Here is a 17,480-nt window from a genome sequence, read left to right on the forward strand (position 1 = left end):
GCGGGGTGGAGCAGCCCGGTAGCTCGTCAGGCTCATAACCTGAAGGTCACAGGTTCAAATCCTGTCCCCGCAACCAATTTTGTCATAAATCAATAACCGTCCCGGTCTAACCGGGGCGGTTTTTGCGTTTGGAACGGCACGCAATCGCCGATATCGACGTTCGGTGCGCGGCTGTGGCCGGCAGCTAGTCGGCGCCTCGCGGTAGCGCGCGCGGGTACCCTCCTGCACGTTCTCTGCCTCGAGGGAGTTCGAGCACAGTCTGATCGAAGTACGCACCTCTCAGGCGTTGCTAGCGATCTCAGCCCTCAAGTAGCGCACCGTGCCTGTCAAGCATCTTCATCAGGGCGGCGTTCGCTGTGGCGAAGTTGCCGAGCTGGCCGGCGAGCTGGTACTGCCACTTCACGCCATGGAAGAGGTTGTTGCGGTAACGGAAGATGATGATCAGCACCGCGGCGACGCGATTGCGTGGGTCGTTGTCGCTGCCGTCAACCACAGCCCGGACCAGCGGCTCCTGATCGTTCCTGCGCAGATGCAAATGGCCGAAGTGATCGGTGAAGGCGCCACTGTCGAAGTAGCGCTGACGGAAGTAGCCGAGCTCCGGGTCCAGCGATGTCGCGTCGAGCGTGCCGTCCTTTTGCCAGCCATCGACCAGATCGCAAATGGCTCGGGAACTTCCTTCGCTGTTGAGCAGGCGCGACTCGAATAAAGCCCAGAGCAACGAGAAGTCCGAGATGGCGTCCACCTCCTCGTTCGAGAGGTGATTGAAGCCGTGCGCTTTGGCGCGAAGCCAGTGGGTGACATCGGTCATGCCATCCCTGTATCTGAATGTCGGTACCGCTGGTAGGTGGCATTGTGGTGTCTTCGTTCCAGACGGAAATGACGGCGCGATAGCTGACCTGCGGAGGAAGGATCGGGCGGTCGACGTGGTGCCGGCTAGTTCAGGAGGAAGTGCGGTGATTTCTTTTGAGATCGACAGCAAGGGCGTGACGCTCGAATACCAACCGGAGTTAGGTGGCAATGCCTGGGTGACACGGGAACTCAAGGCGGCGGGCAAGGTGATGCTGGGCCGAGTGTTCTTCTTCCGCAAATCCGACCTCGTGGCGGGGATGGCACACGGTGTGACGCATGACGATGAGGCGGAGGAAGACGAGCGCCCGCTCTATCGGTTTCGGTTCGCGACTACGAAACACGGATATCACCGCATTCCCGGGCGGATCCTGGGGATCGACAGCGATGTGCTGATCGTCGCGGAGGGGATCGCGCTGGACCGGAAAGTTTTTGTCGCCGAGCGCAACATCAGCATCTTTCGGCGCATTGCAAAGCTGAGGGCCGGCAGCGAAATCGTCGTTGGCGGCGACCGGGCCGACAGCATCGCTATCGAGGCCTTCGGCGAACTGCTCGAGAGGTTCCCGAACAGCATCGAGGTCGACCGCTATGCCGCGGCGCGCGTGGAGACCATCCTCGGCGAATTCTTCGACGGCACGACCAGCGCGCGCGATCACTACGAAAGCTACCTGAATCGCCGGAACGCCGGTGCGCGCGGCCGCGCCTTGCGACGGGATGAGCTGCTTCGCGCCGAGATCGACAAGTTCGTCTATCTGCGCGCGACGCTATCCTCCTGGCTCGCCAGGGCGGCTAGCTACTCCGAGAAGGAGTGGCAGAAGATGGTTGTCGGCGTCATCCTGCTGCTGTTCCCGAAGTATGTAGCGGTGTTGGAGAATGTCCGGATCGCCGACTTCTATTCGACCCCGGGCAAGCGAAAGAACCGATACGTCGACCTGTGCGTGGTCGACGCCAACGGCAATATCGACGTCATCGAGATCAAGAAGCCTTTTGACGACATTCTGCTGAGCAGAGGCCTCTATCGCGGCAACAGCGTTCCAACCAAGGAGCTGTCAGGCACCATCATGCAGGCCGAGAAATACTTGTTCCACCTATCCAAATGGGGCGTTGAGGGGGAGCGCGAATTGTCGAAGCGATACGGGTCAGCGCTCCCCGCCGGCCTCCAGATCCGGGTGACCAATCCCAAGGCGCTGCTTCTGCTCGGCCGCGATCGCCGAACGGACGGCACAGGCGCGCTCACCGAGAACCAATCGTTCGACCTAGAGGTCATCAAGCGGAAGTATGCGAATATGATGGACATCGTCACCTACGACGATTTGCTCCGCCGCCTCGACAGAATCATCGACTCGCTGACGGCGCGCGCAGGCTCGGCCGAACTGGGGCAACGCGCTGACAAGCGCGTCATTGAGCGGCGGGATTGAACCGAACAGGTGTGCGGGTCGGCGGGGATGGGTCGGGAGCTGATGCGTGGTGAAGGGCGTTTCGACCTCTTTTGCTCGGCGGAGTTGAGGCATGTTCGTGGGCACGAAAGGAGACTTCGTTCATGAATGCCTCGGAACTTCTCGGCAAGATCAAGGAACTGCCCAACAAGCCGGTCGATGTGCCCACGCCGCCGGCTATCGAGCTCGTCGCCATGGTGGTACGCTGGGGCCGCCATCTCAAGCAGTGGAAAGCCGCCACGCTTGCCGACTTTGCGCGTGTCTCGCTGTCGACGGTCGAGCGCGTCGAACGCGCCGAGAAGGTCAGCGTAGAAGCGCTCGACCGCATCGCCCAGGCGCTCGGCCACGAGCCGGGCGCGTTCACCACGCCGCGCCTGCCGATCGGTCCGGACAAGGCGGCCGAACACCTCGTCGAGAGGTATGGCCATCTCGAACCGGTGGCAGTGTCGCCGATGAAGACGCACAAGGCCATCCGCGATGCCGCGAAGTGCGACGCCTACCTCATCCACCGTCCCGGCGTGCCCGACACCTATGACGACGACATCGCCAATCTTGGCGAATGGCTCGACCTCGCCTCGTTCATCCTCTCCGACCTCGACGAGGAGCCATTGTCGTCAGGGCGCGGGCGGCGCCAGCTCTACAACGACATTCTAACCGCGGTGTCCGAACTGGAGCGCCGCGGGCTGACGGTCTTGTCCGGTGTCATGGCCGCGCCGCAGCCGGGCATGCCCGACTGGAAGGTCGCCATTGTCTCGGTGACGCCACGCCTCACCGATCCCGGCGCGCCGAAGCGTCGCCACGTCATGGTCGACCGCCGGGCGGTCGCCGTGACGCCGGGCTGGCTCACCGACGATTAGGGAATGAGGGCAAGGCGCTCGGTGATGAACTCGGCGATTTCAGCGGGATTGAAACGTCGCGCGTCGACGTAGCCGTCGGTGCGGAACACGCCATCGACGGCGCCGTCGTCGACGCGCACGTACATGATGCGCTGTTCGTCCCGAGCCATGATGATTTCGCGGATCGCGCGGAACTCAACGCCGCACCAGTCCTTGCGCCGATAGTCGGCGCCGATGAACACGACGATGAGCTTGGAGCGGTTCCGATAGATGTCCTGCAACAGGGTGTCGAGCGACGGCCGGGCAAGCTGGGAGACGTAGTTGTTGTCGTAGAAATAGGCGTCGGGACCGAGACGCGCCTCGAGCTCGCGGGCCACCTGCTCGACCAGCCCGCGGGCTTCGCCTGGAAACGAGAGGCCAACATCGAAATGGTGTTGGGTGATGTCGACGGCGCGGCTGGCCTGCCGCGTCCACGACGGCAAGATGATGCCCCGCGCAGCGTGCAGCTCTTTCGGCAGGTTGACATCCTTGATCGCCCAATGCGTGCGATTCCTCTCCCATGTCCCGATGTCGAGCTCGAAGGCGAGAGCGTCGAAGTCGGCCGCCGTCAGGAAGGGCTGTACCGGGATGAACTCGTATTCGATCCGCACCTGGCCGCGCCGCACAGTCACCTCGCGGATTAGCCCGAACTTGGGGTCGGCTGCCCACCATCTTCGTCGGCGAAGATGGTGGGCAGCCGCGTCATTTCGGCCAGGGCGGTCCCGTCGAGTTTACCGAACCTCTCGGCAACCTTCTGATCGGTGTATTCGTGCTGGCTGACGCAACGCGATAGGTCGAAGGTGCATGGCGCCCCTTGCCATTCCTCTTCCCAGCCGGATACCAGAAGGTTGTACATCGCGTCGTCCGTGTGAATATCGCGCGGCCCTATAGCACGCATGAAGCCGTGCGTTCGAGGGCGTCATCGTTTCGGGCTTTGGTCCGGCCAACGGGCACGTCAGCGGGAGCGGCGCTGCTTGAACCACAATCGTGCGCACATCGCATATAGATGCTATCAATGGAGATGCGCAGCGAGGGCGAAAAATCGAATGGAAAACGAGGACCGGTCGCGCACCACATCTGATCGGCGAATCGCCTTGCTCATCGATGCGGACAATGTGTCCCACGGCAACGTCGCAGCGATACTGGCGGAACTTTCAAAATACGGCACGGCCAATATCCGCCGCGCCTATGGCGATTGGGCAAGCGCCAATCTCAGAAACTGGAAAGACAAGCTGCACAATTTTGCAATCCGGCCCATTCAGCAGTTCAGCTATTCAGCCGGCAAAAACGCCACCGATATCGCGCTTGTGATCGATGCAATGGAACTTCTCTACACGCAAAAGCTCGACGCTTTCTGTTTGGCTTCCAGCGACGCCGATTTCACGCCACTAGTCATGCAGTTAAAGGCCAACGGACACGACGTCTACGGATTTGGGGAACGCAAAACGCCTACACCGTTTGTCAATGCCTGCACGACTTTCCTCTATCTCGATAGCCTGGACGATGCTGAGCCACCGACAACTCCTGAAGCCCCCGGCGAGAAACCAAAGACCAAAGCGGAATCGGCGGCCAAATCTAAAACGCCCGCCGAAAAGTCCGCCGACAAGCGAACGGGCAAATCTCTGTCGCAAGATACGACCCTCGTGACGATCCTGCGTGGCGCTGTGGAAGCCACGGCGCAAGACGATGGATGGGCGGCTATGTCATCGGCAGGAAGCGCGGCGAAACGACAGGCGCCCATCGACCCACGAAACTATGGAGTGAAGAACTTTCCTGCACTCTTCGCGGCGACTGGCCTCTTCGACATAATGAAAATGGAGAGTGGACAGAGCTATGTCGCAGACAAGCGGAACAAGGACCGATCGCCAAAGCCGAGCCGATAGGGACAAGGAATTCCATCGTTGCCGTTGATGGCAAAAGCGCCGGCGGTGCCTACTCACAAACGTGCGCTAGACTAGCTGCCGCCCTCCGGGGACGGCCGCGGACGAGGCGGTTAGGATAACTTGGCGGATGTATCTACCTATGGGTATCGTCGTCGTCTTCCTCACGCTCCTCATCGACCCAGCGACGTAGATTATCGATCGCAGAGTTGGCCCATGCTCGGATCGCTGGGGCGGGATGATTTTGCCATGTGGAAACCATCGGTATAAGCGGCTCAAGATACGAGGCCAGTGAATCAGACCACATCTTTGGGCGAAGCCGGCTTGACAAGCCACGCAACACATCCGGCTGTGAGCCAAATTCTTCGACAAATGAAGCCATCGCCGGATGCCAGACCAATGAGCTGTCATTCTGCTTTACGGCTAGTGGCAGCCACGGCACCATGATTGAAGCGCGCTTGGTCGGCTCCGCTCGCACCCAGCCAAGGTAGAGATCGCGCGGGAGCTCAAACAAAATGCCAGCTCCAAGCCAATCTTCGCGATCCTGCTCGATTAGACGGTTCAGGCGGTGACGGAGGAGCGGGTCTTCATTTTCCAGTTCGCTTGAGAGTACCTCCCATGCCTCAGAGGGATGGCTTTTCAGAAGCTGCAACAATGCCACGCGTGCCGGATCGTCCAGTGCAAAGAATACGTCGCTATTGGGGGCCCGGGAAAGCTTGACGATCTGAGCTGTCATGGCGCGCGCGAATTTGGCATCGACGGCGCCGTGCTTGGCCAGCAGCTCAACCGATTCATGAAAATGATATCCGTCCATCGGCGCTTGATTGACCTTGTTATAGAGGTCGGGCGCCAGGAGCACGGATTTGATTGTCCGGACAAGCCCAGGCGACGGACGCTTGCCGCCGAACAGGTACATGAATACGACATCGAGCGCGGCCCATAGTCCGGCAGCCCCCTTTTTGCGTAGCGCGTCGAGGAGTGGCATGATCTCGGCGCTGGAGAGATGGTCCAGGCCGCTTCCGTAGGAAAGCGCCGCACAGCGCCACGGCTCCACGTCGCCGCTCTCAAGCAGCGCAATGACCATTTCCAAGTCGCCCGGCTGGAGTTTGCCGGATCCGATCATCGAGATGGCATCGTTTTTGAGCTTCGGCGCGCGCAACGCCGCGCGAATGCACTCGCGCGCGGCAACGGGATCGCGCGCATCGGTTCCAGCGATCAGTCCGCGAAAGAGCTGTCGGTTGACCGCTGCGGGAACCCCATCGAGCTTTGTGAGCGCGTGCTCGAAAAGCCCAACCGGATCGGCTGCGGAGACGGCCAGCGCGCGCCCGAAGGCAAAAACGTTGTTAGCTTCACCGCAACAAAGGGCAGCCAGTGTTCGATCGAGGGCATCGGGGTCTGCGGCAATGACCGGCGCGATTTTCACGGCTTCCCGGCCTGAATACTCGAAATCATGGTTACTATTCGAGTCCCGATCGTAGCGTGTGTCGGGAGCGTGAAAGTCCGCGGGCCAGCCATGAGTGTATACGATAACCTTGTCGACGGGATCATCCGGCATGAGTTCGTCAAAATAGGCACGAACCTTGGCGACGTGTTCCTGCTTGGTCCCACGTGCATCAAAGTAAAGCCATTCGGTCACCGCCTCGATCGCATCCGGCCAAAGGCCAGAATGGGCGACAATCCGATCGATCATGGCACTGACGTCCTCGAAGGGAACTGAGCTGATTAGCCCGCGTATATGCCGAGCAATCGCCGTCTTAGCCTGCTCGGCATACGGACCGCTGGATACCGCGAAATCCGTCATGCGCTCCATGCCAGCGCGGTGAAAGTCCCAAATCTCGCTGTAGGTTTTGGGGGACCAATCTTGAAGTGGCTGGGCGCTCCCGATTTCTTCGGCTCCGCCCCCTCTGGAGAAATGGCTCGTCGCAATCATCTGTTCCAATGCGTCGATCGAGACTTGGCGTTCCCCAGCATCGAGCGACGAGAGCCCTTCATCTAGTACCCGCAATCTCGCTGCCGGTTCGGCTTCGGTGCCGGAGAGATGAAGTTGATACAATTGCTTGAACGTTTCTCCGGCGCCGGTCGAATGACCGTTGTCGATCTCGGTGGCAGCCAGACGCCGTAGGAGTACGGCCGAGCGATCAAAGCTCTCCTTGCGGAATGCCAGCTTTTGCAGCGCCCATACGAGATAGTTGCGGCCATCCCGGATGGCTTGCAATTCGCCGTGGCTTAAGGGGGACAAGACCCGGTCGATCGTTGCAGCGGCGCGATCGGGATCTACATGCACCAGTCGGTCGAAGCACTTTGCCCCGAATTCCGTATTGAGCGCAGCGAGATTGCCGATACCTTCGGGCAAGAGCAACGCCAACGCAAACGCCTTTGCCGTTGGGGAAGTATCCAACCAACGCATGCGTCCCAGGAGGCTTGCCTTTAATCCCTCCGGCGCATCGGAAAAAATTCGAACAAGGGCGTCCGATGAAAGGCGACCGAGCCGTGGCGCGCTAAGCCGCGCTGCCAGCGGAATGGGTAGAACTTGAAAGTAGCTGCCGCGAGTTTCGATAATGCCGCGCTGTTTGAAGCTCAAGATCTGGTCGATAAATTGGTCTGTTGTCATACCGGCCAGTTTGCCAGCAACAAACGCTGCCTCGCTTATCGGCTGGCCCTTGAAGCCAACCAATTCAAAAAGGCTGAGCACCTCCAGCGCCTTTTGCGCTTCGTCGTTGTGGGGCCGGTCCCCCCAGATGACACGGTCCAGAACCTGGTCGGCGGACCGGATCGTGTCGCGTCCGTCACCGTTTTGCTGCGCCCCTAGTACGGCCATTTGCGGGAAGCCATTGGCCAATTCCGCGACGAAATGCACGTCCGTCTGACGGAGGGCGGGAGCCGCGCTTTTTGCAATCGCTTCGATGGTCGCGTCGTCCGCCCGGTCAAGGCGGATCGTCAAGGTTCCTTTCACTTGTGTAAACTTGGTCTCGACATTCACAGTGATCAGCCGAAGTTGCGATCCTTCGCGACCGGCGAATTCAGCGAGCTTGCGATGAACATCATCGGGACACTCGTCTGACACCAGCGTAACAGTCGAGCCTGAATCAGCGATCTCTAGCGCGACTTTCAGGAGTTCGTCTCCGACGACGAGGAAATCGGCAAAAATGACCGACCGCATCGCACTCTGATCTGCTACCGTCAGCCCATCCTTCAGCAGTTCGTAAACGAACCGCGACTTTCCGAATCCGGAAGGACCGACAACACGGACGACGCGGTCCTTGCCGTCCATGCCTGCGCGGCAGGCACGCACTGCCTGGTCAAAATTCCAGGCATTGATGGCAATGTTCTTGCGCTGAGCATCTGGGATAGTTCGATCGACGGGGACGTAGCGCGGCGCCTCCGAAGCAACCCACGGAACGGTTGCTATGGCAGGTTGCTTGCCCCAACCATCATGGGTTTGAAAACCGGCGAGGGAGCGTCCGCGCTGCTGCGCCATCAGCCAGAGGGCGACTGCTGGATGTGAGTTTGCCCAGTCGACAATCTTGTTCGCATCGAAGAATTCGATCGCGACAGCTTCCGCCGGATCGGCGCCACCGTCCTTAATCGCCGCCCTTATGGCGGCTACAAATTTTTTCTTCGTTACTTCGACAAAGGGGTGGGAGCAGAAGACGACATAGGCCCCGCCTTGCGCGAGGACGTCCGATATAGCCTCGTTGAGTACAACCGGGCCGTCCTTCTTTTTCTTCAAAATTTCGCTACGAAGTTTGGTCGCCGTGAGATTGGTTGCTTTGGCTTGAAACAGTGTAAAGCGGTGTGGAAAGTAGGCGGTCGCGGCGGGGCCGTCCGTCCATTCGACGCGGCCATCTTCGCCCCCGTCAGCCACGGTCACCTGAAGGGGAACAGAGGCGGCTCGCAATGGCAATCCTGTGAGACGGCATTCGGCGAGCAGCAAGCGCTTCATCAGCTCGACAAGCTTCGTGCTGTCGAGCGTCTTGATGAAATCTGGGTCGGCTTCGAATATCATGCGCTTCTACTACCAGCAGGGACAAGCATGCGCGCAACGCGCCGATTTATATAACCCATTGGATAGGCTTATGGAAAAAGAGGTTCCGAACTTCGCCGCGCTAAAAGGCGCAAAGAAAGAAAACAAGGACTATCGTGTCGTGGTCCGATCGGGATCAAATACTGGCGGCGCCCTGGTGATGACACCGCATGGCGGCGGGATCGAGCGTCACGTTTCGATGGTCACCGCAGCTGTCGCAGGCGGCGACCTCGATATGTATTGCTTCGAGGGGACGATGGGTGACGGAAATGCAGAATTGCACATTACGTCAGAGAATTTTGACGAGGATCGCGCGATCGAGCTGCTGAGAACAAAAAGCACCGTCGTCGCAATCCACGGCCGTGCCGACGAGGGTGACGTGGATACGATCTATCTTGGCGGCAAGGATGCCGATCTGGTAGCGGCCATCGATGAGGGTCTGCGCGCTGCGGGATTGAAGACAAAAGGCAGCGGACATCGGTTCCCCGGCATGAAAGATTCGAACATCGTCAATCGTGGATCGACGGGCAGAGGGGCACAACTGGAATTGCCCCAATCTTTGCGCAATCGGCTCGCCAAGGAGCCGGAGCTGTTGGAGACGTTTAGCAGTGCCGTTCGGGGCGCCATTAGCGCGCTCGACTTGGTACGACGCGAGGGGCTACCTCCTAACCGCCCGTAACTGCCGGAGCATCTGACAATTTATCTCGCCTGTTAGCCGACTATCCGACATCATCGCTTGCGAGGACGCATCTCCCCTCTATCGTTCAAGCAGCTGGTCGGGGAGCCGCGAATAGGGGCAGCAGCTCCCGGGCGACCGGCGAGCCCGCATCGGCGATAATCGCTAAGCACTGGCGAGCCTGCAGGCGTCGGTCTGGATCGGCACTAGACAGCGGCTTGATCAATGCGGCCGCTTTGTTGCCTAGGCCGTCATAGGACCAGAAACTCTCGTCCGCGCCATGCCGCTCGACGAAGAGCAGCAACCAAGGCAGAAACCAGCGTAGGCGCTGATCGGGCGTCATGCGCTCACCTATAGCAAGAACGGCATATGCCGCGCTTGGTAGATGGCAAGTTGCTAAGACCCAGCCGTCGATCCAGTCCAGTAGTGTTTCGAGATAGGGCCAATCGGGAGGAAGGGGTGTCATATATGGCCCCACAAAGCCGGCGGCCTGCACAAACTGCGAAAGGGGGGCGTTTCTATCGCGGCGGCGGGGTACCGACGTCTGCATAATCCACTCTGCTGCCGGCCTCCAGGCGTCCCAAAAGCGTCCGTCGGGCTCCCGTCCGCTCTCGACGAGCTCATGCGCGATCGCCTCCAGATACTCGCCGATCAGTTCCTCGGCGCGATCGCGGTAGGTAAAATTTCGCAAGGCCTGCCAGTCGTTGCTCCGACCATGTTTGGCGGCGAAGCGGCCAAGCACACGTGCCAGCGCGTGTCCCCATTCATAAGGGAACTGGCTGTCGTAGCGCTGCGCTTCTTCTTCCGAATAGGCTTGGGTCCACTCGACAAGCCTCCTGAGATAGGCTGCAAATCGGCGAACTCCATCTTCGTCTTTGGTCAGTCCAGCCCAATCGATTCGCTGCAGAACGGTTTTCGCCTTGTTCCAGTCGAGGACCGTGCGAGACTTAAGTTTGAGCCATTGCGGCAACTCAAGTTTCCGCCACGACCAGATCCATCGCCGCTCGAACGGAGCGGGAGGGAACAGTGGAGCTCTGTCCGCTGCGCCAGAGCGGCGGGCTCGCCTGATTGCGCGCTTGCGGAGCCGCTCGGTACGCGCGGCGGCGCGTCGTTTCTCCTTGTCGCCCCACCACCAGTGCCCGACGTCGATCACGCAGCTGTCCAGCGCTGTCACAACGACGTTCCGAGCAAACTCAGCTCTTTGGTCCCAACGCAGCCCCTCAATCACCGCCTCCGTCACGGCGTGCAGGCGCTGCACTGTCAAGGTAAATACCATTCCGTCCACATGCGGTGAGTCCGGATAGCGGCAGGCCAGGCCAGCGAGACCCCAGGCTGCGAGCACTTGGGCATCATAGGGGAGAATGGCCTCATCCACTGTGACCGCTAACTCCCAACCTGTACGGCTCAGGCGTGCGCCCTGAAACAGCCAATGCTCCACCCAAGTACGCTCTGCTTGCACGAGCTCATCTATCCCGTAGAGCACCGTGACCGCAGCCGTGCCGACGATTCCCGCGCTGGCAATACGCTCCGACAGGCCATCATCAGACATATCTTGCCCCGCTTCGACCTCGGCAAACAGGGCCTTGGCTTGTGCAATCGCGTCTGGGATGGACAGTGCATCACTCAACTGGCCTCTCTCGCGTGTGGCATTTACCCAGTTCGCCAGAAGGCTGGCACGCTCAAGGCGTTGTTGCCGTGCCGAGACCGCGGCAATCTGCTCAGCTGCTGCGATAGGCGGCGCGATGCTCGCTATGATCTGCCCATCTTCAGCTCCGCGAATCATTTCGATCTGCGAGGGGTCGCCGTCGGAACGACAACGCTCGATACGTCGGTCGAGTTCGGTAAGCGTTGCCGCGTCGTTCAGTTCGTCTTCGTAGACTGCAGCGTCGCGGGCATGCCATTGGACGCGCCGAGCATCAAACTGGTGCTGCACGTCGCTCTCGGCCATGAGCCGAAACGGCAGCAACAAGGCATGTGACAGCGGCTGCTGCGCTCGGCGGCGCTGGTGCAGGCGTTCGACAGCTTGGTAATGGACGTCCTCTGGCGACCAGAAACCAATTCGATGGGCACTGCCTCGATCGTCGATATGGCGCTTGATATCAAATTGCCACAGCCTCGGCTCGGCCAGAAACGGGCCGGCCAAATCAATTGTGCCCTTGGTGTTCACATGTTCCGAAAGCATGCCAATGCAAACGGCAGCCGACGCGACAAGACCGTTGTTCTGGAGTGCTAAGCGCACAAGTTCCTGAGGCGAACGTCCCTTGGCGGCCTGATCACTCATCCACTGGTCGAGGGCGAGATAAGCGGATCCCAGAACGTGCGAGCCGAGCACCCCGCGCGACCAGCGGTAGACGGCTTCGTCCCCCCACAATGTCACTTTGCCCCAAGGCAGGTACAAGATCGTGGGGATCGGCCGTCGCCGATCCTGACACTTATTACGCCATCGCCAGTACACCGCCGCCCGCATTTCCACCCGGTGCAGGAGACGAAGTGCCTCGCGCTCATCAGCTTCGAAAAGGTCAGCGAAACCTCCGCGGAGCGGTGATGACGGAAAGAATCCGTGCGCATCATTGATCCCGGCGTTTTGATAGCTGTGGAATGGAAACAGTTCGAGGCCGAACAAGGAATCGGGGCTGGGACGGTGGACACGGCGATGGGGAACAAAATGTGATAAGCACATATCGACCCATGGACCCGGAAGCAGCGTTGGAATGCGTTGCGGCGCCTCGATGAGCTTTCCGCGCGGCTCGGCCAGCCGCTGTGAGCGTCCAAGCCGCTCGACATAGGCCCCGACCGTGCGGGGCGCGGAATCGACCGTATAGGACAATGCCTCGCGTAGCCGCTTCTCTACATCGCGCCAGCGATCACGCGCCAAGTCGAGTCCGAAGGGCGCGCGCCGATCGGCCCTGTTCTCGCCATATTGGGCGTCCTCGATCTCATTGAGCCAAGCGGCACAGATGCGAGCGATGGCGCGGCTATGGACATTCGGCACACGCGCCGTAGCGCGCGTGAAAATGGCAGCCATTTCAGCCAGCAGCGGGATGAGATTGGCGGGCCATGTCTCCCAAAGCGGGAGCGACCAGCGCAGGAAGGCGACCCAGCTCCGCAGGATCGGTTGTTTCCAATGTGCAGCCAGCGTGTAGCGCTGTGCTTCGTCGAGATGCGCTAGAGCTGGCGACGCTAAAAATTCCTGGTCGATACCGGTCTCAAAGACAATCAACGTGTCTATCAGCCGCTTGAGCAGGGCTGCTTCGTCAGCAAGCCAAGCCTCCTCCAACCTAGGCAGGATGTCTGCGACCCGTTCCGAATAGAGCGGGGCGATGAGCAGCGCGCGCGCCCAGGCTGGATCTAGGTCGCCCGCACTATCAATCACCGCTAAGACCTTCCGCCACCCCGTGCGGTCTTCGGCCTCGAGGAGGATTTGGCCAACCAGCCGTACTGCGCGCTGCCACCAGAGAGGCTCGCCAGCAGTTCTCAAAACCTCGGCTAGCCTGCTGCGCTCACGGTCCAGGCTACGTGCCAGTAGCCAATCTTCATGCACGTCATAGGCAAGCGCCACGGTATCGCGCGCCGGGAGGATGAGAACCGAACCTTCTTCGATTAGCGCTTGTAGCCCTAGCGGGTCGAAATCGGCCCGCGCGGGCCGCTGACTAGGAGCCGACAGCAGTTTTTGGCCGAGTTCCGATAGCGCCTTGCTGCGTCTGGGGGAAAGGGAAGGATCGGCGGTCGGCGCAGTGGCCCAAGTGCCGGCAATGTCGACTTCGGTGAAGGAACGGGCAGCCGACTTATCGTACTTGAGGAGTTCGCGCAGCAGAAAAAGCGAGCGATTCTGGCCGGCGAGATCGTTGCGCTCGACGAGGCGCGTGAAAGCCGGGAAGGCGGCGGCAAGCACGTCCGCGTCCGCATCATCGATCGCTCCGACTTCGAGCGTGGTGCCGGCATGTTCGAAGCCGACCTCCCTGAGTGCAGTCGTGACCAGATCCTGGTCCTGAAACGAACGTGCGGTCGTCACTATCGTCCAATTTGCGCGCGCGGCGCTGCGCGCAATGCTAGCGAAGAGATCGGTAACCACGCCGCGACGATCGGACATTAGCAGGCGGTCTGCGCCGTCTATTAGGCACAGGGCGCGGCGAGCGTCGGCCAGATCTTGCAATAAGCTCTCGACACTACCGGCGATACCGAGCTGGGCGAGATGTTGCTGAAGGCTCGTCGCCGTGATGCGGTTGTCCTTGAGGATCAGACAGGGGCCGTCGAAGGTTGAGCCCAACCGCTTGAGTAGGCCTGATTTGCCCGCACCGCCATCGCCGGTGATCCGCACGATTGTCGACTGAGACAATGCCTCTTGCATCGCGAGCCAAAGGTCGGGCCGGACCAAGGTTAAAGCCGTGTCGCCATGGCGAAGGCTGTCGTCGATTGACGCGAGTGCGGCGGCGCCGGCGGCGTCAAGCTTTCCAAGATCGTCGGGAAGGGTGGAGACCAGCTCTGGGTAGAATTGTCGTAGGACCTTTGGGTGTTGCGCAAGCAGTGCGAGTAGCGAATCCCAACCTAGGACATCGACGGGAAACTTGCCGGCCGCGATACGCGTCACCGATACTTCCCTGGCATGTTCTTGCAGCGGAGCGTCAATCGGCGCGGTGGTCGCAAAGACCCAGTAGCTAAGCCCCGGCGAGAACTCGTCGGCCTTCTTCAATTCCGCGTCGAATTCTCTTCTGGTCGCCCTCGCACCGTAGGATCGCATCTTCCCTTTGCACTGGACCCCGTGCCATTTGCCCGGCGTGCCGTTTGGTTCGCCGTAGATGTCGACCCCGTGTTGCGCCTGCCCAGTGCGGCCGTTCTTCTGAGTTAGAGGGTTGTTCCAAACTGCCGCGAACAACGCCCGAGCCAGATCCTCGAAGGTTCCCCAATTTGCCGGAGGTGTAATCTGCTTTTGGAGAAACTCCATGATATCGGGTCAGCCCTTAACCGCCCCAAAACGGGCATGCGATCTCATAGCATCCTTGCGACTCGCTAGTGAGTGGAATGATTGCGAGACCCGCGCCGGGAGGCAACATTTCTATGCCTAGTGCGAAGGCAATCTCAGAACGGGCTTGGGACGTCATTCTCCCATTGCTTGAGTATCGTGCAGGCTTTTTGGAAGGTGGTTTCGTCCTTGACATAGAGCAGTGGCGACTTTCGATCGAACTCGTCGTCAGGGGCATTCAAAAACGCCAATGCGTGTTTGGGAGGAAGACAGCTGTTTGCCCGAGCGGTGATCTTGTCTCGATATTCCGCCTTCTCGGCCGCAGCCGAGGTTTCCCTGCGGCGCTGATTCACAAAGACCGACAGAGCCTCCCGCGCGCGGGTCAATCCAGACTCGCTGTCTTCCGCCAGTTCGACAGGCGTCATATCGTTCATGTCCGCGCGTTTGGTGTGCAGGAACGCGCTTCGATCCGCGCCGTTCAACTCCGTTTCCGCATCGACACATAAACGATCACGCCGCGAGTGACGAAGGCGACTTGCTTCCAGTAGCTGCCGTTGGCGCCGTATTTCGGCCTGTTCTTCCATCTTGGCTTTGCGGCGGGAAATCGCATTGCCGATAGGTAGCCCTGCGCTCCCATAGAAAAGAGGGCCGTTTCCTTCCAGCATCGCCACAATGGTTTCGATTTCGCCGATGATCTTGGGCGCCTCGACCTCTGAGCGCAGTGCCTTGTCATAGGTCAAACCGGATTCCTGGTGGATCGATTGCAGCCACCGCTCGACCGTTGTGCCGGCGCGTTCGTCTTCGCGAAGCTCGCCAAGTATCCACCCTACCCGCCGCACGGTCTCCTGAATCAACGCGGTTCTTTGGTTTTCAGCTAGGGTCCTCGCGTTCCATGGTTTGGCGAACGCCGGGGCGAGTATGACGCCGAAGCCTTGCGGGGCAAGAACACCCTCGCCGAGCAGATACTTCAGATAATTGTCGACCGCTTTCCACGCCGGAGCGAAGCGGGCATCGATCGCGGTGACATCGTCTGCCACCTCGCCAGACACACGCAGAAAGGCCTTTTGGATCAGCCGGCGTTTTTCCAAATGGTTGACGATCGGCACGGCTTTGCACTGGGCGTTGCCGAGGCAGCGATCATGAAAGACCTCGGCCAGGATGATGGCTTGCCATACCGCCGGCGGTTCGGAAAAACAGGCAAAGCCCGGGACGTCGCGGCCGACAAACTTTGCAAGACCGATCGCTTGAAGCTCGCCCTCGCGTGGGATGACAAAGTCTCGGCTGACCGGGTTCGCCAATGCCTTTCTGTATGCTGCCTCTGTTTGCTCGACCCGGCTTCGGTATTTGGCCGTCGCCGCAGCCTCGCGCCTGCCCCGTTCTTGCTGCCATTTGAGCTCGTCTGCGTCTTGCTTGGCCCGCGCAGCTTCGATGCCTGGATGATAAAGCCACCGACGAGTTGCGGTTTTCAGCACCGCCTCGTTGATGGCATCCCTTAGCGAGTCACGCGGAAGCTTGGACAGATCGATTTCGACGGCGGGGATCTTATGTTCCCTGAGGAGCTGGATTTTGGCGGCGTCCGCAAAGTGGGTGACGGCTACCTCAACGAACAGATCGTAGCCGAGCGCGCGCACGTATAGGTCTGGAATGACCTTCTTGGGGTCTGTGTACTCAATGCGAAGGAATTCGGTTTCGACCTCTAGGCTGGGCTTCCTCACCACGCGTTTGTTATCGAGCCCAAGCCGCTCTGGCAGGATCAGCTTCGGATTGCTGCGAAAAGCTTCCTTTGCCAGCAAATGCAAAACCGTTTCCGGACCGCCTCCACAGGCCTCAACATCGTGGTGGGCGAAATGCGCCACCCGGTGATCGTCCTTCAGCCGGGCCACCAGTTGCCCATCGCAGGCTGGGCAGACGCAGCCGCAAGCCAGCCCGCGCGCGACCTCGCCTATACGTGCGAATGTCCCGTCGGGGCGCTTTCCATAGACGAGTTGCGCTTGATCGATGCCGTAGGACTTCTGCACTTGCTCGTGATCCATGCTTGCGACCTGGGAGCGTTTCATTCGATCAAATGGGTTCAAGTTCCGCCAGGAATTCCGGCATCGCTTCGGATATTCGATTGTAGGCAAGTTCGAACAAGCCGAGCGAGCCAAGCAACGCATTAGCGATCATGTCGGCGGTGCCCTTTGTATCCCTCAATCCGCGTCCGAAATCTGTCAAATACCGTGGAGGGTCGGGCTTGGAATATAGTCCGGCAACGCCGGACCAATTCGGATGTGCGATTTCACTCAGGCTATCGTAGCTGGCGCGCACCCCCGGTACAGCTTTGTCCATGCGGTCGATAGAGCTCAGGATTTGCATGGCCTGTGGGCCATCCGGCCATTTGCGTGAGCCCACGAGCAGCCGTATCAGCAGATCGTTCAGCTCTTGCGGTGAATGGCTATGCCGCGCATCGAGAATCTCCCATAGTTTCCACACCAAGGCTGCATTCTCGGTAAGCGCCCGGGTCAAGAGAGCGGCAACGCTCAGATCCTCTCGTTCAAGAGCATCGCACGCATTGCGCGCCAGCTCTTCGCTCCGCCAGATCAGCGCTTCGCGTGCGCACAGCAATTGGAACGGCGCTTTGGACCAAACCCCTAAAGCGGCAGCGTCGATACGAGCCGGCAGATTTTCGCGCAGCCTGTTTGCAAACTCGCGCGCTTCGACCAGCTCTGCAGAAACCATGTTTGGAGCGCCCTTCATTCGTCCTGTCTCATCTTATCTGAGTCCCGCCGATCGGCGAACTCTGG

9 protein-coding genes and 1 pseudogene are annotated in these 17,480 nt (G+C 60.0%); 4 read left to right on the plus strand and 6 right to left on the minus strand.

The window, feature by feature from the left end:
- Nucleotides 1-298 precede the first annotated feature (298 nt).
- Complete coding sequence (locus tag LB572_RS13725) at nt 299-808, minus strand: hypothetical protein (protein WP_224668079.1); 510 nt, start codon at nt 806-808, stop codon at nt 299-301.
- A 145-nt stretch (nt 809-953) separates the two neighbouring features.
- Here LB572_RS13725 and LB572_RS13730 point away from each other — a divergent pair, with 145 nt between their 5' ends.
- Nucleotides 954-2,264 carry a Shedu immune nuclease family protein gene (locus LB572_RS13730; RefSeq protein ID WP_224668080.1) on the plus strand — a complete coding sequence of 437 codons (1,311 nt, stop codon included), beginning with the start codon at nt 954-956 and terminating at the stop codon, nt 2,262-2,264.
- Between the two features lie 122 nt (nt 2,265-2,386).
- A complete protein-coding gene (locus LB572_RS13735; protein WP_224668081.1) occupies nt 2,387-3,139 on the plus strand; it encodes a helix-turn-helix domain-containing protein in 753 nt (250 codons plus the stop codon).
- Here LB572_RS13735 and LB572_RS13740 read toward each other — a convergent pair.
- Nucleotides 3,136-4,013 (minus strand): annotated as a pseudogene (locus tag LB572_RS13740) (toll/interleukin-1 receptor domain-containing protein). The gene LB572_RS13735 and the pseudogene LB572_RS13740 sit on opposite strands and share 4 nt — an antisense overlap.
- Nucleotides 4,014-4,203: 190 nt before the next feature.
- On the opposite strand from LB572_RS13740, the gene LB572_RS13745 reads away from it, so the two are divergent.
- Complete coding sequence (locus LB572_RS13745) at nt 4,204-5,040, plus strand: NYN domain-containing protein (protein WP_224668082.1); 837 nt, start codon at nt 4,204-4,206, stop codon at nt 5,038-5,040.
- A 133-nt stretch (nt 5,041-5,173) separates the two neighbouring features.
- On the opposite strand, the gene LB572_RS13750 is transcribed toward LB572_RS13745, so the two are convergent.
- Nucleotides 5,174-9,043 carry a hypothetical protein gene (locus tag LB572_RS13750; protein WP_224668083.1) on the minus strand — a complete coding sequence of 1,290 codons (3,870 nt, stop codon included), beginning with the start codon at nt 9,041-9,043 and terminating at the stop codon, nt 5,174-5,176.
- Here LB572_RS13750 and LB572_RS13755 point away from each other — a divergent pair.
- Nucleotides 9,042-9,740, plus strand: coding sequence for a poly-gamma-glutamate hydrolase family protein (locus tag LB572_RS13755; protein WP_224668084.1), 699 nt, complete (start codon nt 9,042-9,044; stop codon nt 9,738-9,740). The genes LB572_RS13750 and LB572_RS13755 overlap by 2 nt on opposite strands.
- 85 nt (nt 9,741-9,825) lie before the next feature.
- On the opposite strand, the gene LB572_RS13760 is transcribed toward LB572_RS13755, so the two are convergent.
- The 3 genes from LB572_RS13760 to LB572_RS13770 form a co-directional block, all read right to left on the minus strand.
- Nucleotides 9,826-14,679 (minus strand): hypothetical protein, encoded by a 4,854-nt coding sequence (locus LB572_RS13760; protein WP_224668085.1) that lies wholly within the window; start codon nt 14,677-14,679, stop codon nt 9,826-9,828.
- 134 nt (nt 14,680-14,813) lie between these two features.
- Nucleotides 14,814-16,730, minus strand: coding sequence for a hypothetical protein (locus tag LB572_RS13765; RefSeq protein ID WP_224668086.1), 1,917 nt, complete (start codon nt 16,728-16,730; stop codon nt 14,814-14,816).
- A 28-nt stretch (nt 16,731-16,758) separates the two neighbouring features.
- Nucleotides 16,759-17,433 carry a hypothetical protein gene (locus LB572_RS13770; RefSeq protein WP_224668087.1) on the minus strand — a complete coding sequence of 225 codons (675 nt, stop codon included), beginning with the start codon at nt 17,431-17,433 and terminating at the stop codon, nt 16,759-16,761.
- Nucleotides 17,434-17,480: the final 47 nt, after the last annotated feature.

Source organism: Mesorhizobium sp. BH1-1-5, from assembly GCF_020165615.1.
Lineage (GTDB): Bacteria > Pseudomonadota > Alphaproteobacteria > Rhizobiales > Rhizobiaceae > Mesorhizobium.

Coding starts and splice junctions, on each gene's coding strand:
- LB572_RS13765 (WP_224668086.1), bottom strand. CDS start 16,730: ATGGATCACGAGCAAGTGCAGAAGTCCTACGGCATCGATCAAGCGCAA.
- LB572_RS13750 (WP_224668083.1), bottom strand. CDS start 9,043: ATGATATTCGAAGCCGACCCAGATTTCATCAAGACGCTCGACAGCACG.
- LB572_RS13760 (WP_224668085.1), bottom strand. CDS start 14,679: ATGGAGTTTCTCCAAAAGCAGATTACACCTCCGGCAAATTGGGGAACC.
- LB572_RS13745 (WP_224668082.1), top strand. CDS start 4,204: ATGGAAAACGAGGACCGGTCGCGCACCACATCTGATCGGCGAATCGCC.
- LB572_RS13735 (WP_224668081.1), top strand. CDS start 2,387: ATGAATGCCTCGGAACTTCTCGGCAAGATCAAGGAACTGCCCAACAAG.
- LB572_RS13725 (WP_224668079.1), bottom strand. CDS start 808: ATGACCGATGTCACCCACTGGCTTCGCGCCAAAGCGCACGGCTTCAAT.
- LB572_RS13770 (WP_224668087.1), bottom strand. CDS start 17,433: ATGAAGGGCGCTCCAAACATGGTTTCTGCAGAGCTGGTCGAAGCGCGC.
- LB572_RS13755 (WP_224668084.1), top strand. CDS start 9,042: ATGCGCTTCTACTACCAGCAGGGACAAGCATGCGCGCAACGCGCCGAT.